Raw genomic sequence first — 21,906 nt, 5'->3', positions numbered from 1 at the left:
ACCTGAAAGTTATTCTACAGTGACGGATTTTGCCAAATTCCTGGGTTGATCAACGTTGGCTCCACGCATTACAGCTATGTGATAGCTCAATAGTTGCAATGGAATAACGGAAACAAGAGGCATTAATGACTCATGAGTGGCTGGCACTTCGATTGTGAAGTCTGCCATTCCTGGGATAAGTGAGTCTCCCTCAGTTACAATCGCAATTACAACTCCTTTTCTGGCTTTTACCTCTTGAATGTTTGATACGACCTTGTCATAGCTACTATCTCTGGTTGCAATCACTACCACAGGCATATTTTCATCAATAAGCGCAATAGGTCCATGCTTCATTTCAGCAGCAGGATAGCCTTCAGCATGGATGTATGAGATTTCTTTGAGTTTTAGAGCGCCTTCCAACGCAACAGGGAAATTATATCCACGTCCTAAATAAAGGAAGTTGCTTGCATTTTTAAAGAGATCGGATATTTCTTCGATTTTATCATTAGTCTTAAGTGCTTTTTCAACCTTTGCTGGAATTAAGCTTAGTTCTCTTAAATGCTCTCTAAATCTATTTTCCGCAATGGTTCCTTTATTGAAAGCAGCTTTCAACGCAATCATATACAGAACCGTCAGTTGTGCAGTAAATGCCTTTGTGGACGCAACACCAATTTCAGGTCCTGCATGAAGATATGCGCCTTCATGTGACACTCTTGAAATGGATGATCCCACAGTATTCACTACACCGAGTACAATTGCACCCTTACTTTTAGCAAGTTCAATGGCAGCTAAGGTGTCAGCTGTTTCACCAGATTGTGAGATCGCGATAACAATATCACCTTCTTTTATTACCGGATTTCTATACCTGAATTCTGAAGCGTACTCAACCTCTACCGGGATTCGACACAGGTCTTCAAACACGTACTCGGCCACTAGACCAGCATGCCATGATGTCCCGCAAGCAATGATTATTATTCGCTCGGCATTTTCAAGGGCTTTCGCATAGTTTCGTATCCCACCCAGAGTTAATTCCCCTTTTTCAGCATTGAGTCTTCCTCGCATGCAATCGGCTATCGATATTGGTTGTTCGAATATCTCCTTATGCATAAAGTGATCATGCCCACTTTTTTCGATTGCCTCCAACTCCATCTCAAGCGTCTGGATATAAGGAGTCTGAGGTATATCTTTTGCATCTTTTATGGAGTATTCTCCATTTTCCATTACGGCAATCTCCTCATCTTTTAAGTAGATGACTTCATTGGTGTGTTCAATAATTGGTGTTGCATCCGAAGCAACGAAAAACTCATCTTTGCCTAAGCCAATAACGAGCGGGCTGCCTTTGCGAGCAGCAACTAATTTGTTTGGATTTTCTTTGGAGATAATCGCAATTGCGTATGCTCCTACAACTTTAGAGAGAGCAACTCTTAAGGCATCTTCAAGAGATAGATTTTCGCTTGTCTTTATATCTTCAATGAAGTTGACAAAAACCTCTGTATCTGTATCACTTTTGAATGAATATCCTCTGTGTTTAAGGTCTTCCTTTAGTGCTCCATAATTTTCAATAATCCCATTATGGATCAATGCCAGATTTCCGCTATTTGAAAGATGGGGGTGAGCGTTTGCATCATTTGGTGCTCCATGAGTTGCCCATCGGGTATGGCCAATACCGATGATACTTTTAAAGGTTTCTTCGGAACTCATTCCTTCAAGCTCTTTGACTTTCCCTTCTTTTTTACGAACTACCAAGTCATCACCCTCCATAAGTGCAACACCGGCACTATCATAACCTCGATACTCAAGTCGCCTAAGACCATTTATTAAAATTGGATAAGCTTCTTTCTTTCCTAGGTATCCTACTATTCCACACATTATAAAAGAGGTTTTATTATTCTACTTCGGTGTAGTATAATCTTAGTTTAATTCCTTCAGGTTTTATAATAGTTCGTTGAAGCGTCACATCAACATCACTAACCATCACCAAATCGTCGATATCAACAATACTGTTGGAGGACGGGTTCCTGAATGCAAGACTATCCCCTTCCAGATATTGTCTGTAAAGGCTTTGATAAAAAAGTGTAGAGGTCATTAAAATCTTACTTTTGTCACTGTTTAGAGAACCTCTTGCCGGACTTGATTGTAGGCTAAAATAACCTTCATCCGCCATCACAATATTACCGAAAGGGTTACTTGCCTTTGCAGGGCCAAAAATTCCTTCATCTGGTTTTCTGAAGAAATTCAGCACTGAAATAAGGGTATCTCTATTGTTTTCTGATTCAATTTCAAACGTAACCGAAGCATTATTGATTAATATACTTCTGTTCTCATTAAAAAAATCGTCTAATTGATTTAATGAAAACGCTGTGCTTATACCCGTAATAGGATCAATAATCGTTTCTCCATCCGGAAGGTCGAAATTTTGTTTTTCTTCAATTCCATCAAAGCTTGATCCTGATCTGTTTCTATCCAGGTAAGTGTAGTGTTTTCCAGTAAAGCGAAAAGAAGTAATATATGTAGTATCCTTTGCGTCCGGGTCAACAGGAGATGTATATAAAAACATCTTTGTGGTGTCGCTTGAAAGACTTAGGGATGCAATACTTTCTGATGAAGACCCTGGCACAACCGCAAGTGACTTAAACACAGTAGATCCTATTGATCGATTGGTGTCTCCAGCGATCTCACTTAAATAATCAAAAAATGATTCAGCATACATTTGATCAAGCTTCAGTCGGTATAGCGTATCGGTAGCTACATTGATAGACTTAGAGAAACTTCCTATTTGTGTTCCCTTCACTTGTTCTAATGATGCTAAGTAAATAGCAGAATTTTCAAGGCTATCCTGGAGTTCATATAAGCCAAACTCCTGAAATGTATTACCTCTCAGCGGTATAGTTGATTCGGTTTCAAAAAAAACCAGCAAAGAATCCATCTTCAGTGTGTCCTGTGGATTTGGAACCTCGGTGCTTGCTTTAGGACGAGGCATTGGCCCACTTTCGTAGGAGAAGCCAAAATATCCCTCAGCAGCAACTGAGCCGGTTAAAGGATCGTTTTGGCTACCTACCAGAATTCTGTTCTCTCCATCTGTTCTCAAGCTATCAATATAAATGTTTGATGCAGGGAGTGTAAACTCAATAAATTTCACATTGGCATCAGACCCAAGGTCATATTTGATCCCGATATCATTTTGTGTCTCACAGCCGAAAAAAACCGGGATCAAAATTATCAATCCCGGTTTTAATATGTTTTTAACTAAGCGTTTCTTAGCCAATAAGTTCATTGTATAAGTTGTAATAAGACTCTTCAAAATCATCATTCTTTTCAATCGTGTCCGTTTTCTTGTCTCCAAGATCTGCAATAAGCTTTTTGAAGCTTTCTGTATTTTCTTCATTGGCATTAATCACAGCGTCCGCATATTGCATGCCAAGCTTTACAAAGCCATCATAGTCTGCTGTTTTTAATGGATCCAACATTTGATCGTCAATATCGATCATTTTTACCTTCTCTAACAGATCATCACCGAATTTATGCGTAAAACGATTGTTATAAATTGTGAAAACGGTCTTTGAGTCCTTATAAATAGGGTCATTCTTGTATGTTGTCTTGGTATACAAAGGAATTAAACTTGTCATCCAGTCATTGCAGTGAATGATATCCGGAGACCATCCAAGTTTTTTCACCGTCTCAAGCACACCCTTACAAAAGAATATCGCTCGCTCATCATTATCCTCAAAAAAGTTGTCTTCTTTATCAAAAAATACGGACTTTCTATAGAAATAATCTTCGTTATCAATGAAATAAACCTGAAGTTTAGCATTAGGGATGGATGCTACTTTGATAACCAATGGTTTCTCTTCATCACCAACGGCAATGTTGATGCCTGACAATCTGACAACTTCGTGCAATCTGTTTTTTCTCTCATTAATGAGACCAAATCTTGGAACTAAAATCCTAATTTCCATTCCCCTTTCCTGCATAGCCTGGGGTAGCCTTCTCACAAACTCCGCTACTTCTGTGGTTTTGAGAAATGGATTTATCTCGCTTGCCACATAGAGGATTCTAATATTTTCCATAAGTGCTTTTGATTAATTTCTTGATGGGACCTAAAAATGAGCACAAATTTACCATTTTTTTGATTTATTATCAACGTATTCAATAAGTTAGCGAATTAAATTAATCAACGCTATGCGCAAAATCAGCGCCGCAAGTGAGCTCTCAGCTAGTTTAAAGTCCTATATCATAGCTGGTAAATCCATTGGATTTGTCCCCACAATGGGCGCTCTGCATAGAGGACATCAGTCACTTATTCAGCGGTCGGTGGAAGAAAATGAGGTTACGGTTGTAAGCATTTTTGTCAACCCACTACAATTCAATAATGCCGAGGATCTGAAGAAATACCCTCGTGTTCTGGAGGAGGATGTCTTACTATTGAATGATCAGAAGGTAGATATTCTTTTTTGTCCGAACGAATCAGAGTTATTCCCTACCCAGCCGATTATTTCTGTCGATTTTGGATACTTGGCACAATCGCTGGAGGGCAAGTATAGATCAGGTCACTTTGAGGGGGTGGGGGTGATTGTTTCAAAACTTTTGCATATAGTACAACCTGACAGGGCATATTTTGGGTTAAAAGATCTACAGCAGTTTATATTGATCCGTACCATGTGTGTAGACTTAAATTTCCCAACGGAGATTATAGGCGTAGAAACCGTGAGAGAAGAGTCTGGGTTGGCTTTATCTTCTCGAAATAGAAGACTCTCATCACATGGGCTGAATAGTGCAACGGTCATTTTTAGCGGCCTGCAACTGATTAAAAATGGAGTTAAAAAGGGAATTCCGCTGAAATCCCTATTGGTTGAAGCTGAAGCTCTTTATAACGAGAAAAAAGAATTTGAACTGGAGTATATAGAGGCGGTAAATGCTGAAAACTTAAAGCCAATAGATGATTATGATGAACTTAATGAACTTGCAGTATGTGTTGCAGGTTATGTAGAAGGCGTAAGACTAATTGATAATTTATATTTGCGGCTCAAATAGAAGGGAATGTTCATAGAGGTACTCAAATCAAAGATTCATAGGGTTAAAATCACTGAAGCAGAACTGCATTATGTGGGTTCTATTACCATTGATGAAGACTTAATGGATGCTGCAAACCTGGTCGAAAACGAGAAGGTACAAATTGTTAACATAAACAATGGTGAGCGACTTGAAACTTATGTCATAAAAGGAGTGAGGGGCTCAGGTCAAATATGCCTAAACGGACCTGCCGCTCGCAAAGCTCAGGTCGGAGACATCATTATCATTATCTCTTACTGTTCTATTGAGCATGAGAAAGTGAAAAATCATGAGCCGGTGGTCATATTTCCAGACGAAAAGAACCGACTGAGTTCTTAAAATCCTAAATGTCAAAGCAACTATTTTCACTTCTTAAAATCTTATTAAGTGTAGGCTTAGCAGGTCTATTGCTCTACTTTGTATTTAAAAAAGTTGACTGGGCAGACTTTTGGGAGCGGGCAGAGAGTGTTGATTATAGATGGGTTGTAGCTTCAATAATCTTATCTATTGTTGCTTATGTTGCAAGAGCTTATCGGTGGAATATCCTCCTTGAGCCTCTTGGTTATAAGCTTAAAACATCAAGAACTACACTTGCAGTACTAATTGGCTATTTGGCAAACCTACTTTTACCGCGACTGGGTGAAATCACCCGCTGCGGTGTGTTAAATCGCAATGATAAAGTAGCTATTCCCTCTGCGCTTGGAAGCGTGGTGTCTGAGAGGATCATTGATGTACTCACGCTAATCATACTGATTTTAATTAGTTTGATTGTTGAGTCAGACCGACTGTTTACTTTTTTAAGCCAGGCCTATCAGGATTTAAGCATCCCTAATTATATGGTTATTGCTATTATTTCTGTCGGGGTTTTAGGTGTGTTGCTTTTGGCATTATTTATCAAAAATCAAGAGCGGCTGAAAGGTAGATTTGCAGATTTGCTGAAAGGCTTTATGGCCGGACTTTTATCACTCAGACAGATTAAAAAACCATATGCTTTTATTGCTTCAACTATCGTGCTTTGGGTAGTTTATTACTTAATGTCTTACATCATTGTTTTTTCTCTGCCTGAAACAGCCCACCTAGGGTTGGGGGCAGGGTTTATGCTTTTAATAACCGGAGGAATAGCACTTTCACTTCCGGTTCAAAGTGGTTTTGGAACATATCATGGAATGATTGCAGGGATGCTACTACTATATTCTGTAGATCAGACTACCGGCATTTTTTTAGCAACCTTACTACACACCTCTCAGATTGTAGCGATTGCTTTATTCGGAGGGATTGCACTGGTAATATCATTCATGATTAGACGTTCTTCTGGACGAAAAACGACAAATTGACAGATTTTTAGATTGGCCTGAAAATGGTGGTAACTTCCACAGATTGATTGTCGTAAGACGATTATAAAAATTAATAGATTTTAACTAAGAAAGAATATGCTGATTGTAATAATAGTAGTGTTCATGATTGCTAGCTGGGCAGTTAGCTCTCGATTGAAGAACAAGTTTAAAAAGTATTCGCAGGTGACCCTCGGGTCAGGTTTGTCGGGCCGGGAAATTGCAGAGCTTATGCTTAGGGATAATGGTATTCATGATGTCACTGTCACCTCTGTGCAAGGGAAACTGACAGACCACTATAACCCGGCAACCAAAACGGTAAATCTAAGTGCCGATGTTTATAACGGAAGGTCTGCTGCAGCAGCAGCGGTTGCAGCTCACGAATGCGGGCACGCAGTACAGCATGCTAAAGCATACAGCTGGCTGGAGTTTAGATCAGCAATGGTTCCTGTTCAAAATGTTAGTGCCAAAGTGATCAATGCCGTATTTATGATGATGTTTTTTGGTTTTTTCTTTTTACCTCAAGTCATTCCGATGCAAACGGCATTGCTGGTAATCATTGGCTGTTATAGTGTTTTCACCCTGTTTGCTTTTGTTACTTTGCCAGTAGAGTATGATGCAAGTAATCGTGCATTAGCGTGGATTAAAGATCGAAACATAGTGGATGACAGAGAGCATAAGATGGCGAAAGATGCTTTGAATGCTGCTGCTTCTACTTACCTGGTTGCTGCTTTAGGAGCTCTTGCAACTCTCCTTTACTATGTGATGATATTTCTGGGAAATAGGGATTAGGTAAGTTGCATGGATAAAAAAATTGTCCTAATTCTCTGAAAGATTAAAGACTTTTTTATAGTTCAAGTCTTTTAGACTTGGACTTTTTTTTGGCATTAGTAATCAGTCATGGATGCACAAGTGAAAAACACTTGCGCAATAAGATACCTGGTTGCTGCTTTAGGTGCGCTTGCGACCCTTCTTTATTACGTGATGATATTTCTGGGAAATAGGGATTAGCATAAAGACAATTATAAAAAAAGGGACTCCAATTTCTGGAGTCCCTTTTTTATTTTCTTAAAATAGAAATCTATTAATTAGATGCTGTTGCATCTAATTGAGCTAGAATATCTAGAGTAATAGAGTCATTGGATTCAAACCCTGGATCAATAGCCGAAATGTGAATAAGTCCTCGAACTCCATCAACAGTTTCAAATGCCAGTACAGAGCCAACAGCAAGATTGGTTATTATGCCATTATCATCTGTTGTTCCTGCGTCAAATGCAGCATCAATATCTGCCCATGTTGCAGTTTCATTAAATTGAGCAGCAGTCATTGAAGTTGTTTTCAATACTGTAGCATTCTTAACAGACCACCCATCAACCTGTGCTGAGAAAACAGTAGACTCAAATCCTTTTGGAGATGCAATAGAAGCTTCTTCTGAACTTCCGTAGTAATAACCAAAATCAATGGTTGGAGAAATAGACTCACTTGTAGAAGTTACATCATCACTTGAATACTTAGTTCCAGAACTTACACTGAAGAAGTTTTCGTTCATGAAATCTCCTGTAGGGACTGGTAATAATACCGCTGAGTAAGACCTTGCGTCCGGCGAAGGAGCTGCAATAGCACTTACTTCAAAAGTTACAACTGCAGACGTCTGATCCAGATCATCAACTGCCTGAAATTCAAAAACAAGCGTAGAGCCTATCTGAGCTTCAGTGATTGCAGATGAAGTAATTGAGATGGTTCCTTGCGTATCTCCAGCTTCAGCATTCAGCTGAGATCGGGTATAAGATGTTCCATTAACGTCCAGGCCATTCACTCCACCTTCAGCATTAACTGTAACATCAAAAGTGACAGATGAGCCAACGATCACTTCATCTCCTGATGCGATTGCCTCACCATTTACAGAAGCGGAAACAGTTACACTAGGAGCTGCTGCCACAGGCTCATCATCCCCTCCACAACTTGTGGTAAAAAGCACAAGAAGGGATAGTCCAAGTATGGATAATAGATTTTTCTTCAATTTTTGCATAAGATTAAATTTGATTTTAGTAATTACAAAAGAAAACAATACTAACCTAAGACACGATTGTCTCCCGTTTAGTTTAATAAAAAATTAATAGTATCATTCTTCTAACTTTCTTTTTGTTCAAAAGTTATGTGATTTGACAACTATTTTTTTACTCTGCTTGAGTAAATGAAACGCTTCATTTATTAAGAACTAATCAGAATTGATAGCTTGATATTGCATAAAACAATATCATATCGGAATTGTTTGCAAAGTCAATACGATCGAATGAATATATTTGCGGCCGAATTCTTATAATCATAATCCGACAATCCAATGAATTTCAATTTTACAGAGGAACAATTAGCAGTAAGGGATGCAGCAAGAGATTTTGCTCAGAAAGAATTATTACCCGGAGTAATTGAGCGTGATGAAAAGCAGCAGTTTCCGGCAGAGCAGATTAAGATGCTGGGTGAGTTGGGATTTATGGGAATGATGGTAGATCCAAAGTATGGTGGCAGTGGAATGGATTCTGTGTCATACGTTTTGGCAATGGAAGAGATCTCAAAAATTGATGCATCGGTTTCTGTATGCATGTCGGTAAATAACTCCCTTGTTTGCTGGGGACTTGAAAAATATGGCAATGAAGAGCAGAAGGAGAAATACCTAAAGCCACTTGCTAGTGGTCAGAAAATAGGTGCTTTTTGTCTCTCTGAGCCAGAGGCAGGTTCAGATGCCACCTCACAACGTACCACTGCAGAAGATAAGGGCGACTATTATCTTCTAAACGGCACAAAAAACTGGATCACCAATGGTAATTCGGCTTCTTACTACATAGTCATGGCGCAAACTGATCCTGAGAAGAAGCACAAAGGAATAAACGCACTGATCGTAGAGAAGGATATGGAAGGGTTCACTGTAGGTAAGAAAGAAGATAAGCTGGGAATCAGAGGTAGCGACACTCATTCGCTCATGTTTCAGGACGTGAAAGTGCCAAAGGCAAATCGGATAGGGGATGATGGATTTGGTTTCACCTTTGCAATGAATACACTCAATGGTGGACGTATTGGTATCGCCTCTCAGGCATTAGGAATTGCATCCGGAGCAATGGAGCTGGCACTAAAGTATGCCCAGGAAAGAAAAGCTTTTGGGGTTGAGATCGCCAAACATCAGGCTATTCAATTCAAACTTGCAGATATGGCTACTGAAATTGAAGCTGCCCGACTGCTTTGCCTGAATGCTGCTCAAAAGAAAGATGCCGGTGAAGACTTCTCAAGAGAAGGAGCGATGGCCAAATTATTCGCCTCAGAAGTGGCAATGAAGCAAACTGTAGAGGCTATTCAAATCCATGGTGGATATGGTTATGTGAAGGAATACCATGTAGAAAGGCTCATGCGTGACGCCAAGATTACCCAGATTTATGAGGGTACTTCCGAAATCCAACGAATTGTAATTTCAAGGAGTTTATTGAAATAGTTCAATAGACTAAATCTGCTCCAATCTCCGTTTATTAGGTTTTGAGGATGAATATTATTAGATTCGTCCTATTATTTTACTATTTATTAATAGATTAACCAGCTTTATTCATAAATGGAGGATTACAACAAAATCATAGAGTCCCTTGAAATTCGATTTGTCAAGGCTAGAAATATTAATATTTTAAAGCCGGTTACGATCGACAATAATTATGAAGTAGAGAACTACTTAATCCTGGTAACAGGAGGAGAAATCAAATTTGGCAAGGAGAAAGAGACTGCAACCGAAGGGGATGTAATTTTCGTGCCAGGAGGCAGGCCTATTTCAATGACTTATGGATCTGGCTCGGCCACAATTCTCTCAAAAGACGACTTTCTGACAAATAAAGACCAATTTCTTAAATCCTTTGGTGAACATTCACTTAGTACCGAGCATTATAGCTACGTTGCATTTGATGCAAAGGCATTTGATTCGGTAAACTTCTTTTCTTCACTGGATATCCCTCCATTCAAGATTGAAGAAAACTATAAACTTGCCGGCCTGATAAAGCAGATCAATGATGAGGTAAAAGCGAGCATGCCCGGAAGAGATCGTATTGTGAAGGTGCTGACAGAGAACATGACGATAGAGCTGATCAGGTACATATTGAATAACAGCCTTTTTGTAGAAAAGCTTGCAACCAATAGCACTTACTTTAAGGATCCCCGCCTTATAGATATTTTCACTTTCATCAAAGAAAACTTAAGTGATGATCTTTCTAATAAAGTATTAGCCAATGTGGCGAATGTGTCGGAAGATTACGTAGGACAATATTTTAAAATGCTGACTGGTATTAACCCGCAGGATTATATCGAGTACCAGCGTATGGAAGCAGCTGTAAATCTGCTAAGGACCAGTAAAAAAAGCATTCGGGATATTGGCAAAGAGGTGGGCTACAAAGACACAGCTTATTTCTGTCGGCGATTTAAAATGATGTTTGGGATTCCTGCAGGTAAGATGCGCCGCAGGGAGTCGTTGATGAATGTTTAGTTTTCCTCTTTTTCAATCGAATCGTTTTCCTTCTTATTTTCCTTCCCGGGTTCATCACCTAAAATAGTCTCTAAATACTTGCTTAGGTATGGAAGAAATAAAGCGGTCAACCTGGAAGTGCCCGTGTCAGAGTTTTTCCTTTTTTTCTTCTTCTTTTTGGGTTTCACATCCTCATCTTCCTCTTCACCAAATATCGTATTGAAAACCCAATAGCCCAGAAGGGCAACACCTCCTGCTATTAAGGCAATTTTACCAACTCTGAGCACCTTGCCTTTTACTTCATCAGAGTCGTTGCTGAGTTGTAGCTTAAGCTTCTCTTCTTTTTCAGAAAGTGATTTTACTCTGTCCTCAATTGTTTCTTTCTTGCTCATATCGGGCTTCTTCCATTTTAACAATCGCTACCTCTATCCAGCGTTGTAGTTTTCGTGATTTCACTAATAATAGGACTAATATAATGATAAGCAGATAGGCTCCTGCAATAATTAAATAACCTAAATAGGTACTATCTAATCCATGATTGATCATCTCAGCAAAAGCAAAGCTCAAAAAGAATATGAAGAACATGGCAAACAGGCCAATCATGGAAACAGCGATTACGCCGGAAAGCATGCGAGCCACTCGCGCAATAATTCGAAGCTTTATTTGCTCCGTTTTTATTTCAATGAACTCAACAATGTTATCAATCACCTTTTTTGCAGAGGAAGCCATATAATCAGTATTTGATCACAAAGCTAATCTTCTGATCTTATTTCAACAGGATCTCCGGATTTTTCCATAACCTGTGAAAAATAAATCAGCGTGAAAGGAAGCAGGAAGAAGGCAACAAGTATATAGGCAAAACCAACCAGCCTAATCCGCATGGTTACCAATCCCATCTTTTTAGCCAGGTACACCGGAACTTTAGTTAAAACAGGAATGAGGAAGAAAACCATGACTCCAATGAGATTGAATAGCAGGTGTACTAAGGCTAAACTGATAGCAGCTTCAGATTGAAATATTGCTGCTAGTAAAGCAGTGATGGTAGTACCAATATTAGCCCCAAGAATAAACTGGAAAGCTTTTTTGATTTTCACCTTACCGGTAGCCACCAGAGGCACAATCAGTGAGGTAGTCAACGAACTGGACTGAGCAATAGAGGTAATGACTAATCCCCATCCGAAAGCCCGGTATCTATTTTTAAAGACTACATTTTCAAATCGATCCTTGGTCTTTCCAATGAGGATTTTGTACAACCATTTCGAGATAAATTTGATGCATGCAAACAAAAGGATAATACCTAAAACAAGTGTAATGATCGGGCCAAGGTTCGTGACCAGCCAGGTCGTGCACGTATCAAAAATGGAAGAAAACCCATAGGCACCCTGACCAACACCCGATCGTCCAGAAACATGGATATTCGACGAAATGAAAGCACTTATTCGTTCTAAAAAACGGTAGTTGACTTCCAGCGGGAAGAGAAAAAGCACCGTTAGTATATTGAAAAAATCATGCGAAGTTCCTGCTGCTACAGCTTTTCTAAACTCCTTTTGTTTAGAAATGTAGCTCATAGAAATAATGGTGCTGGTGATGGTTGTGCCAACATTGGCACCCATCACAATAGGGATCGCATTTTGAAGACTAATTGCACCAGAGGCTACTGCAGCAACGGCAATGGATGTCGTAGTTGAGCTACTTTGAAGTAATGCAGTAGAAAGTAACCCAATGAAAAGCCCAATGAATGGATTAGCGGTAACTGCAGAAATGCTTTCTGCAAAACCACCGGTAATCGCACCAATGGACACCCCCATTAGCTCAATCGACATTAGAAATAGTAATATCGACAATGCAATGATTAGGGTCCTGGAGATTATAGATTGATAACTACTGTTATTCATTTCAGCAGACAAGAAAAGATTTCTTATCATTCAACTTCCAATTCTTCCTTTAGTACTCGTTCCTTCTCTCCAGTCATGGCTTCAGAGACGTTAATTGCATGGTCACCAACTTTCTCACATAGGTGGAAAAGATCCTTGTACCATCCGTCCCTTTGTGGATCAAACTTGTCTTTTTTGATGTCCTTAGTCAGGTCTTTTCTCAAAGCATTTCTAAGACTGTCAATTTTATTTTCAACGATCATGGCAGGCTCTAACGAGCTTGTTTTACTTGTTGAGTCCAAATGTTCAACCATGATTGTGAGCGCCTGATCAATTAAATCCATCATTTCCTGCAGACTAGTTACCTGCTTACCTTTAAATTTTTTCTCGCTTTTCAGGATACGCTCCACATCACGTGACATTTGGAAGAAGATGTCACCGATACGCTCCAGATCATTGACAGCACTTAAAAGGCTGGTTACTTTAATTGAGCTGGTATCACTCAACGTTCCAGACGAAGTTACTTTCATGAGATATTCTGTAATCTCCTGCTCCATTCGGTCAGTCATTATCTCATAGTCCCTGATTTTTTTGAGTAATTTCTTTTGCTTTTTAGGCTTATCCTCTACAATCAAATTTTGAAATTGCTTAGACATCTTCTGTGTCATTTCTCCTAGCCGAACGGTCTCTTTCCTTGCTTCTTCAATGGAAAGCTCTGCTGTGTTCATCATTCCCGTGCTAATGTATTCCAGTGAGAATTCATCTTCACCAGTTGATTTGATGGCTTTTATCACTGTATTAGCAATAAAGTTTACAAACCAGATTAGAAAGAGGGTATTTAAAATATTGAAAGTTGAGTGGAAAATGGAAAGCGCAATAGGAATGCTTGTTGCAGTCACAAACGGTGATTCAGAGCCACTAGATACAAGATACCAGTCAACAAGGCTTAACGCTGGCCTTATTAAGATTAGAATCCACAACACCCCAAATAGGTTAAAGATTAAATGGGAAAGTGCCGCTCTTTTAGCATGGACATTACCAACCAATGCGGCCAGGTTAGCAGTGATGGTAGTACCAATGTTTTCTCCTAGTACCATCGCAGCTGCGAGCTCAAATGGAATCCATCCATTATTAGCCATAACCAATGTCAGTGCCATAGCTGCACTTGATGATTGTACGACAACTGTTAGTCCAGTTCCAATAAGTACAAAGAGTAGTATAGATAAATATCCCAGGTCCGTGTACCTGCTCAAGAATTCGAGTATTTCCGGATTTGCTTTCAGGTCAGGGACTGAATCCTTGAGTAATGCAAGCCCCATAAATAGCAATGCAAATCCTACAAGGACTTCACCCCAAAACTTAAGACGTTCCCGGTTAAAGAACATCAATGGAAAGCCTATCGCTATAATAGGTAGTGCATAGGAAGCAATTTTTACTTTAAACCCTACAATTGAGATTAACCATGCAGTTATGGTAGTACCGATATTGGCCCCCATGATTACACCAATAGATTCTGTTAATGATAATAATCCTGCATTAACAAAGCTCACCACCAACACGGTTGTTGCCGATGAAGACTGAACAAGACTTGTAATCGTAAAACCGGTGAAAACGCCTTTGAATCGATTGGATGTCATCGAGCTTAGGATGTTCCGCATTTTCGCTCCGGCTACTTTTTGTATGCCTTCACTCATTACTTTCATCCCATAGATGAAGAATCCTAGTGCTCCGATTAAGTTTAAAAACTCTAATAGTCCGTACTGCATGATTTACATTTTTAGTAACCGCAAAGTTATTGGAGAAATGTTTCGTGTATGTTAAGAAATTGTGTAATCTGAGTGTTGATTTATACCCCTCCAACAAGGGGTAAATCTCACTTTTACCGCATATTGTAGGTTATCGTAATGTTATGTGTTTAACATTAAGAAAATATTGAGGTAACAAATAGTCACTATTATTGCGGCTTAATTGAATTAATCATTAAAAAATTATGAATTTTTCGAAACAGTCATTTTTCTCATTGCTTTTGTTGATTCTGATTCAGGCAAGTAATGCACAGGATACCGTATCCAGTTCATGGGGCAAACGACTTAGATTCATAGCAGAGGATTCTACTTTCTCTCTCAAATTCGGTTTTAGATTTCAAACGCTGTACGATGGCCGATTGAATCTGAATACCGATGTATATGAGGATGCAATGATGGTGAGAAGATCCCGGCTAAAGTTTGATGGGTGGGCAATCGATCCCAGTGTTGTATATAAGCTTGAGCTAGCTGTTTCGAACAGAGATCAACGCAGTGGCCACAATGCTGAGTCCGGGAATACTGCCAATATTGTTTTAGACGCTGTTGTTAAATGGAATTTTGCTAAGAACTGGCATGTGTGGTGGGGTCAAACCAAACTCCCCGGAAACAGAGAGCGAGTAATTTCATCTCAAAACCTCCAATTTGTTGATCGTAGTTTGGTTAACTCAAGATATAATTTGGACCGTGATGTTGGAGTCCAGTTACGACATAAAAGCGGCGATGATAAATTCAGACAAATTTTAGCTGTTTCACTTGGGCAAGGGAGAAATGTAATTGCCAGAAACCCGGATTACGGGTATCAAATCACTGGTCGACTAGAGTTTTTACCAATGGGTGGATTCAAAGGAAAAGGTGATTATGTGGGTTCTGATATTCAAAGAGAGGCAACCCCAAAACTCTCAATTGGCCTAACGGGTGACTTGAACACAAACGCTGTGAGATCCAGAGGCAATCTTGGCGGCTTTGTAGAGAATGCAGAAGGTGACTACATATCAGAGGACCTAACATCATTTATAGCTGACATGATGTTTAAGTATAATGGTATATCAGCCATGTCAGAATTCGCACTTCGTTCAGCAGATAATGAGGAAGGGTTGTTCGGTACCGGAGGAGGTTTCGTCTTCCAGGCTGGTTATTTATTTCCTTCAAACTGGGAAATCGCAGGCAGATTTACCGATATTGATGCAGATAGCAATCAGACAGTATTTGCTGATCAAAGAGAATTCACACTGGGAGTTTCACGGTATATTTCAGGCCATGATTTGAAATTTCAGAGTGACATTAGCTATCAAACATTCCCTGGTCAGACCACAGAATATTTAATCTTCAGATTCCAAACAGAGATCGCACTCTAATTAATTATTTAGCTCATTAATGGCCAGGTAAGCCATCAATCCCATTCCTGTTTTCAGGGCGTTTTCGTCAATATTGAAAGTAGGGGTGTGAACACCGGAAGTGATGCCTTTTGCTTCATTTCTGGTGCCTAGTCGGTAAAAGCAGCCGGGCACTTGATGGGTATAGAACGCAAAATCTTCTGCCGCCATCCAGAGATCAAGTTCTACGACATTTTCTTCTCCCATGTAGGCTTTTGCTGCTTCTACGTTTCTTTTGGTGTAGGCTTCATCGTTTACTAGAAAAGGATAACCGGAGGCGATATGAACCTCACAAGATCCTCCCATTGAGCTGGCAATTGAGGTGGAGATATCTTTGATTTTCTGAAGAGCTACCTTTCTCCAGTCCTCATCAAATGTGCGGAAAGTCCCATCAATTTTCACCTCGTCGGGAATTACATTGTTGACGTTTCCTCCGGCTATTTTACCGAACGAAAGCACGGATGGAATTTTCGGATTTGCGATTCTACTAACGATTTGCTGAAGAGATACGATAATCTGACTGGCAATCGCGATCGGGTCTACAAAAGTCTCTGGCATGGCAGCATGACCGCCTTTGCCCTTGACAGTCAAATAGACTTCATCAGCGCTAGCCATGTATTTTCCGGAGCGAAAACCAACTTTTCCTTCAGGTATGAGTGGCATTACATGCTGTCCCAAAATGGTTTCCGGGGTTGGGTTCTCAAGTATTCCTTCTTTGATAAGGATTGAAGCACCTCCAGGAGATTTTTCTTCTGCGGGCTGAAAGATGAACTTAATGGTTCCTTCAAACTTATCTGTCAGCTGGGAAAGAATTTTCGCAACCCCCAGCAGGTTTGAGGTGTGAACGTCATGTCCGCATGCGTGCATCACTCCTTCATTTTTTGATTTGTAAGGAACATCATTTGCTTCTGTAATTGGAAGGGCATCAATGTCTGCTCGTAATGCGATGGTCTTTCCAGGCTTTTTTCCTTCAAGGCAAAAGGTTACACCTGTTTCAGCAATTCGATGTGCGTCTTTGAGGCCAAAACTTTTGAGCTTTTCTTCTATAAAACTTGCAGTGTTGTGCTCCTGAAAAGACAATTCAGGATTGCTGTGAATGTGCCTTCTTATTTCAAGGATTTCTTCAAAATAGGCATCTGAGAGTGACTTTATTTTTTGGATGAGATCACTCATATGTTTGTAGGAATCTTTCCGGGATTAATAGTGCTCGCGGAAATTCTTCTTTAACCTCCCGATGAATTCGATTCGCTTTTAATCGGTTTGTAAATCGACCGGCCTTTACGCGGAAGGTTGGTTGGTGATACGAAACTTTTGGTTCCAGCTCAGGAAAAAATTCGTACATCTTTGAGCGTGCCTGGTTGGCTTCTTCTCTGCTATTCCCTGAGTATACCAGCAATACAAAACCATCTACATATTTTCCTTCTTTATTTTCTAAATAAGCCACCCTGCCGATACTGTCCAGCTCTTGTTTGATGTGTCCTGTAAGAGGGGTGTAGGCCTCAGTTTTTGCTTTCTGAGTAGTACCGGAACTATCTACCGCTACTTCCATATCGGGGCGATGAATGCTTAAATCCTCCGAGTACTTACTTGTTGAAGTAGGTTTGGAAGCCTTACAAGCAGCCAGAATGAGTAATAATATGATTAGTCTATCAGTACGCATTTATTGTTCTTGATATCGTCTTCCACTGTTTTGAATTTAACATCTTTTTTCACTGAGCCATCTGCATATTGCACATTTACACGTTCATTTCTTCCAGCCACTTTCTGCGATTGCACCGGCTGGCTATGCGACTGAACCGGGGGTCGGTTTCCACCTTCCGGACCAGCCAGAGCTGATCTGCTTTCTTCTTTCTGCTCTTTGTAATTTCTTGCAGTTCGCTGGGCTTTAGCAGCTTGCACATCGTCGGCCTGCTCTACAGGAATTTCAGCTTTCATCAAGAATGAAATGGTTTCTTCATTCACCTTACCCACAAACCGCTTAAACATCTCAAAGCCTTCAAACTTATAGATCAATAATGGATCTTTCTGCTCATACTGTGCATTTCTTACACTTTGCCGTAGGTCATCCATCTCGCGAAGGTGCTCCTTCCAGAGCAGGTCGATAGTGGCCAAGGCAATCATTTTTTCCATTTCAAGGATTACTTCCTGACCTTCACTTTCTACAGCAGCCTTTAGATTAACCGATGTTCCAATCTGTTTTTTACCATCAGTAAATGGTACTAAAACGTTCTCCAAAGTTGCTCCTCTGGTCAGATTTAGTTGCTTTAAAATTGGAAGTGCTTTGTCCTTGATGATTTGGTTTTTCTGTTGATAGCTTTTTAGTGCTTCATCATAGAGTTTTTCAACAAGCGTGTTCTCATCTCCTTTTTCAAGCTCTTCCTGAGTGATGTGGAAATCAAGCCCAAGAATGGAAATGGCATTTAGCTTGAGACTATCAAGATCATTCGTTCCTTTTGCATTGAAAATTATGTCCTCACACGTCTCAAGCAACATATTCAAGATATCAAGCTCAAGGCGTTCTCCATATAATGCGTTTCTTCTTCGCTTGTAGATCACCTCTCGCTGACTGTTCATCACATCATCATACTCGAGGAGGTTCTTTCTGATCGCAAAGTTGTTTTCTTCTACTTTACGCTGCGCTCGTTCGATCGATTTGGTAATCATTGAGTGTTGGATCACTTCCCCTTCCTGAAGTCCGAGACGGTCCATAATTTTAGCAACTCGATCCGACATGAAAAGTCGCATCAGGTTATCCTCGAGTGAAACATAGAATTGGGATGATCCCGGATCTCCCTGACGACCAGATCGTCCTCTTAGCTGCCTGTCTACCCGTCGGGATTCGTGTCTTTCCGTTCCGATAATGGCAAGACCTCCTGCTTCTTTCACCTCCGCAGAGAGCTTAATGTCCGTTCCTCTACCAGCCATGTTGGTTGCGATCGTTACAGCTCCTGGCTTACCAGCTTCTGCTACCACATCTGCCTCTTTGGCGTGTTGTTTCGCATTCAAGACCTGGTGGTTGATGTTTCTCATCTTGAGCATTCTACTCAAAAGTTCAGAAATTTCCACGGAAGTGGTACCAACAAGAACTGGCCTTCCTGCCTGTGTTAGTTCCACTACTTCTTCTGCTACAGCGTTGAATTTTTCACGTATGGTTTTGTACACCTTATCGTTTTCGTCTGCTCTCGCAATTGGTCGGTTCGTAGGAATCACTACTACATCTAGTTTGTAGATATCCCAAAATTCGCCAGCCTCTGTTTCAGCTGTACCAGTCATACCGGCAAGCTTGTGATACATTCGGAAGTAGTTCTGCAAAGTAATGGTCGCGTAGGTTTGCGTTGCATCTTCGACCTTTACATTTTCTTTTGCCTCAATAGCCTGGTGAAGTCCATCAGAATAGCGACGGCCTTCCATGATACGACCAGTCTGCTCATCTACGATTTTCACTTTGCTATCCATTACCACATACTCCGTATCCTTTTCATACATGCAGTATGCTTTAAGCAGCTGGTTTACAGAGTGAATGCGTTGACCTTTGATATTATAGTCGCGGATGATCTCTTCTTTCTTTTGAAGCTTTTCTGTCTCGGATGTTTCTTCATCTTTTTCCAACTTGGCGATTTCGTCTCCAATATCTGGCAGAATGAAGAAGTTAGCATCTTCTCCTTCACCTGTGATCAGGTCAATTCCTTTTTCAGTTAGGTCAATGCTGTTGATTTTTTCATCTATCGTGAAGTAAAGCGGCTCATCTGCTTCTGGCATGCGCTTTTGATTGTCTGCCAGGTAGATATTTTCCGTCTTTTGAAGGATTTGCTTAATACCCGTTTCACTCATGAATTTGATGAGTGGCTTGTTTTTAGGCAATCCTCTGAATGCACGAAAGAGTGGAAGTCCGGCTTCTCCTTCTTTACCTTCTTTGATCAGTCTCTTAGCCTCATTCAGGTAATCACCCACCATTTTTCGCTGAGCATCTACCAGTCGTTGAATTCTTGGTTTCAAATCATAAAACTCGTGCTCGTCACCTTTTGGAATAGGGCCGGAGATAATCAATGGTGTACGAGCATCATCAATCAAAACAGAATCGACCTCATCCACCATCGCATAATGGTGCTTCTTTTGAACTAATTCTTCCGGGCTTCTGGACATATTATCACGCAGGTAGTCAAAACCAAACTCATTGTTGGTACCATAAGTGATGTCTGCCAGGTAGGCATTTCTTCTTTCAGGGGAGTTTGGCTGGTGATTGTCGATGCAGTCGATTTTTAAGCCGTGAAACTCAAAAATTGGGGCATTCCACTCAGCATCCCGTCGGGCCAGGTAGTCGTTTACGGTTACGATGTGAACGCCTCTTTCAGCAAGGGCATTGAGGTATGCCGGTAGCGTAGCAACCAGAGTTTTACCTTCACCCGTTTGCATCTCTGCAATTTTACCTTGGTGCAAAACAACTCCACCGATTAGCTGAACATCGTAGTGAACCATGTTCCATACTACCTCATTTCCAGCAGCGTTCCACCTATTTTTCCAGGTAGCAGTCTCTCCGCTGATCTCTACATTATCTTTTTTAGCCGCAATCTCTTTATCATGCTGAGTGGCGGTTACCACGATTTTTTCATTTTCCGCAAATCGTCTGGCTGTTTCTTTTACTACAGCAAAGCCCAATGGAAGAATCTCCATTAGCACTTTTTCCAGCTCTTCATCTCGATCGCTTTCTAGTTTGTCAATCTGAGCGAATATTTCCTCCTTTTGATGAACATCAAGTGATTTATCCTCGTCCACCTTTGAATGAAGCTCTGCGATTTGGTTGTCAATATCTTTCAGGCGGTCGTTAATGATGCCTTTCAGTTCGGCAGTTTTCCCTCTAAGCTCATCATCTGAAATGTTTCGAAGCTTTTCAAATTCTGTATTAATAAGACCAACATAAGGGGTTAGTTCCTTTAAGTCTTTTTCCGTTTTCGTCCCAAATATTTTGGCGAATCCCTTCGTAATCGAGTGTAGCATTGAAAATTATTATTTGTAGACTTTCAGTAAGTCATCTGTTTCCAAAATTAGCCTTTTAAAGGCCTTAAAGTTATAATTGTTTACCTTAAGAGAGGTCAGATTGTCACACTTCCTTCAAACACTTTTTCAGCGGGACCTGCAAGCCAAATTTCTATGAATTTTTCGTTTTCATATTTAAAAGAAACGCTAAGTTCACCGCCCTTGGTTTGAATGGAAACCGGGCTTTTGTACCCCAATTTTCCAGCAACAATACCTACAGCAGTTGCACCAGTCCCACAGCTTAGTGTTTCATCTTCGACACCTCTTTCATAGGTTCTCAATTTCACACCATTCTGCAAAAGTTGTGCGAAGTTGACATTCGTGCCATTTTGGCCGGAATATTCAGGTAGATTCCGGATTTGCCTTCCATTTGAGACAATGTCTAATGCTGCTACGTCTTCGTTTAGAACGATGTGATGCGGCGAGCCTGTGTTGACAAACCATTCCTGATCGTTGAGTTGATTCACTTCTGAAACATCAAAAAGCTGAAAGTGTATTATTCCATTTTCACTCTTTATTTTATGAATGCCATCTGTGGTTTCGAAAGTAGCATGTTCTCGAGTGATGTTGAGGGATTGTGCGAAAGCAAAGCCGCATCTTGATCCATTGCCACACAGACTTTGGGAGCCGTCGGAATTGAAGTAGATCATGCGATAATCCAGTTCTGGATGATCCTGAATGAGGATTAATCCATCTGCCCCAATACCAAATCGTCTATCGCATAGATTTTTGATTATGGATATGTCTTGTGGAAAAGACTGTTCTCTGTCGTCAACCAGTATGAAATCATTGCCTGTCCCTTGATATTTTGTGAAGTTTAGCTTCATAAAGCGAATTTAGTTTGATTTAACGGCAGAGAAAACAGCGTGACTTAACCGCAGAGAAAAATGAGAGTAACCACAGAGTACACAGAGTTTTTTTTGAACCACAAAGAAAAGGAGAGTAACCGCAGAGAGCACGGAGGAGACACAA

19 protein-coding genes are annotated in these 21,906 nt (G+C 40.4%); 7 read left to right on the top strand and 12 right to left on the bottom strand.

Features of this window, described 5'->3' with window-relative positions:
* Positions 1-9: 9 nt before the first annotated feature.
* The 3 genes from glmS to CHB71_RS13675 are packed head-to-tail and all read right to left on the bottom strand — an operon-like array spanning position 10 to position 4,046.
* Positions 10-1,848 carry a glutamine--fructose-6-phosphate transaminase (isomerizing) gene (glmS, locus tag CHB71_RS13685; RefSeq protein WP_089357480.1) on the bottom strand — a complete coding sequence of 613 codons (1,839 nt, stop codon included), beginning with the start codon at positions 1,846-1,848 and terminating at the stop codon, positions 10-12.
* Positions 1,849-1,864: 16 nt separating this feature from the next.
* Positions 1,865-3,253, bottom strand: coding sequence for a DUF4270 family protein (locus tag CHB71_RS13680; RefSeq protein ID WP_089357479.1), 1,389 nt, complete (start codon positions 3,251-3,253; stop codon positions 1,865-1,867).
* Positions 3,237-4,046 carry a glycogen/starch synthase gene (locus CHB71_RS13675; RefSeq protein WP_089357478.1) on the bottom strand — a complete coding sequence of 270 codons (810 nt, stop codon included), beginning with the start codon at positions 4,044-4,046 and terminating at the stop codon, positions 3,237-3,239. Before CHB71_RS13675 ends, CHB71_RS13680 begins: the two co-directional genes overlap by 17 nt.
* 112 nt (positions 4,047-4,158) lie before the next feature.
* Here CHB71_RS13675 and panC point away from each other — a divergent pair, with 112 nt between their 5' ends.
* The 4 genes from panC (at position 4,159) to CHB71_RS13655 (ending at position 7,151) form a co-directional block, all read left to right on the top strand.
* On the top strand, positions 4,159-5,010 hold the full coding sequence (gene panC, locus CHB71_RS13670) for a pantoate--beta-alanine ligase (protein WP_089357477.1): 852 nt from the start codon (positions 4,159-4,161) through the stop codon (positions 5,008-5,010).
* 6 nt (positions 5,011-5,016) lie between these two features.
* The gene (gene panD / locus CHB71_RS13665) at positions 5,017-5,367 is read left to right on the top strand and encodes an aspartate 1-decarboxylase (protein WP_089357476.1); all 351 of its coding nucleotides are present in this window, start codon (positions 5,017-5,019) and stop codon (positions 5,365-5,367) included.
* A gap of 8 nt (positions 5,368-5,375) precedes the next feature.
* Positions 5,376-6,362, top strand: a complete 987-nt coding sequence (locus CHB71_RS13660) for a lysylphosphatidylglycerol synthase transmembrane domain-containing protein (RefSeq protein ID WP_089357475.1) — start codon at positions 5,376-5,378, stop codon at positions 6,360-6,362.
* Positions 6,363-6,458: 96 nt separating this feature from the next.
* Entirely contained in the window at positions 6,459-7,151 is a 693-nt protein-coding gene (locus CHB71_RS13655) for a zinc metallopeptidase (protein ID WP_089357474.1), read from the top strand.
* Positions 7,152-7,443: 292 nt separating this feature from the next.
* Here the strand turns inward: CHB71_RS13655 and CHB71_RS13650 are convergent, their stop codons facing one another.
* A complete protein-coding gene (locus tag CHB71_RS13650) occupies positions 7,444-8,388 on the bottom strand; it encodes a hypothetical protein (RefSeq protein WP_089357473.1) in 945 nt (314 codons plus the stop codon).
* 312 nt (positions 8,389-8,700) lie between these two features.
* Here CHB71_RS13650 and CHB71_RS13645 point away from each other — a divergent pair, with 312 nt between their 5' ends.
* Together CHB71_RS13645 and CHB71_RS13640 are read left to right on the top strand one after the other, a co-directional pair.
* Positions 8,701-9,840: an acyl-CoA dehydrogenase gene (locus CHB71_RS13645; RefSeq protein ID WP_089357472.1), complete on the top strand. Its 1,140-nt coding sequence runs from the start codon at positions 8,701-8,703 to the stop codon at positions 9,838-9,840.
* A gap of 114 nt (positions 9,841-9,954) precedes the next feature.
* The gene (locus CHB71_RS13640) at positions 9,955-10,869 is read left to right on the top strand and encodes an AraC family transcriptional regulator (protein ID WP_089357471.1); all 915 of its coding nucleotides are present in this window, start codon (positions 9,955-9,957) and stop codon (positions 10,867-10,869) included.
* Here CHB71_RS13640 and CHB71_RS13635 read toward each other — a convergent pair.
* The 4 genes from CHB71_RS13635 to CHB71_RS13620 are packed head-to-tail and all read right to left on the bottom strand — an operon-like array spanning position 10,866 to position 14,488.
* The gene (locus CHB71_RS13635; protein WP_089357470.1) at positions 10,866-11,240 is read right to left on the bottom strand and encodes a hypothetical protein; all 375 of its coding nucleotides are present in this window, start codon (positions 11,238-11,240) and stop codon (positions 10,866-10,868) included. The two genes, CHB71_RS13640 and CHB71_RS13635, sit on opposite strands and share 4 nt — an antisense overlap.
* Positions 11,218-11,577, bottom strand: coding sequence for a phage holin family protein (locus tag CHB71_RS13630; protein ID WP_089357469.1), 360 nt, complete (start codon positions 11,575-11,577; stop codon positions 11,218-11,220). Before CHB71_RS13630 ends, CHB71_RS13635 begins: the two co-directional genes overlap by 23 nt.
* A gap of 23 nt (positions 11,578-11,600) precedes the next feature.
* Positions 11,601-12,773 carry a Na/Pi symporter gene (locus CHB71_RS13625; RefSeq protein ID WP_245811289.1) on the bottom strand — a complete coding sequence of 391 codons (1,173 nt, stop codon included), beginning with the start codon at positions 12,771-12,773 and terminating at the stop codon, positions 11,601-11,603.
* Positions 12,770-14,488 carry a Na/Pi cotransporter family protein gene (locus CHB71_RS13620; protein WP_089357468.1) on the bottom strand — a complete coding sequence of 573 codons (1,719 nt, stop codon included), beginning with the start codon at positions 14,486-14,488 and terminating at the stop codon, positions 12,770-12,772. Before CHB71_RS13620 ends, CHB71_RS13625 begins: the two co-directional genes overlap by 4 nt.
* Positions 14,489-14,712: 224 nt before the next feature.
* Between CHB71_RS13620 and CHB71_RS13615 the strand changes: the two genes are divergently transcribed.
* Positions 14,713-15,882, top strand: a complete 1,170-nt coding sequence (locus tag CHB71_RS13615; RefSeq protein WP_089357467.1) for a porin — start codon at positions 14,713-14,715, stop codon at positions 15,880-15,882.
* On the opposite strand, the gene CHB71_RS13610 is transcribed toward CHB71_RS13615, so the two are convergent.
* The 4 genes from CHB71_RS13610 to dapF form a co-directional block, all read right to left on the bottom strand.
* Positions 15,883-17,073, bottom strand: coding sequence for a M20 metallopeptidase family protein (locus CHB71_RS13610; protein ID WP_089357466.1), 1,191 nt, complete (start codon positions 17,071-17,073; stop codon positions 15,883-15,885).
* Positions 17,066-17,560 (bottom strand): SPOR domain-containing protein, encoded by a 495-nt coding sequence (locus CHB71_RS13605; RefSeq protein WP_144017428.1) that lies wholly within the window; start codon positions 17,558-17,560, stop codon positions 17,066-17,068. The genes CHB71_RS13610 and CHB71_RS13605 overlap by 8 nt, the downstream gene beginning before the upstream one ends.
* Positions 17,542-20,895, bottom strand: a complete 3,354-nt coding sequence (secA, locus tag CHB71_RS13600) for a preprotein translocase subunit SecA (protein WP_089357464.1) — start codon at positions 20,893-20,895, stop codon at positions 17,542-17,544. The genes CHB71_RS13605 and secA overlap by 19 nt, the downstream gene beginning before the upstream one ends.
* Before the next feature lie 95 nt (positions 20,896-20,990).
* Positions 20,991-21,761 carry a diaminopimelate epimerase gene (dapF, locus tag CHB71_RS13595; protein ID WP_089357463.1) on the bottom strand — a complete coding sequence of 257 codons (771 nt, stop codon included), beginning with the start codon at positions 21,759-21,761 and terminating at the stop codon, positions 20,991-20,993.
* Positions 21,762-21,906 lie beyond the last annotated feature (145 nt).

This window comes from Ekhidna lutea, assembly GCF_900188325.1.
GTDB lineage: Bacteria > Bacteroidota > Bacteroidia > Cytophagales > Cyclobacteriaceae > Ekhidna > Ekhidna lutea.
This window is presented reverse-complemented; position numbering and strand designations above follow the sequence as displayed.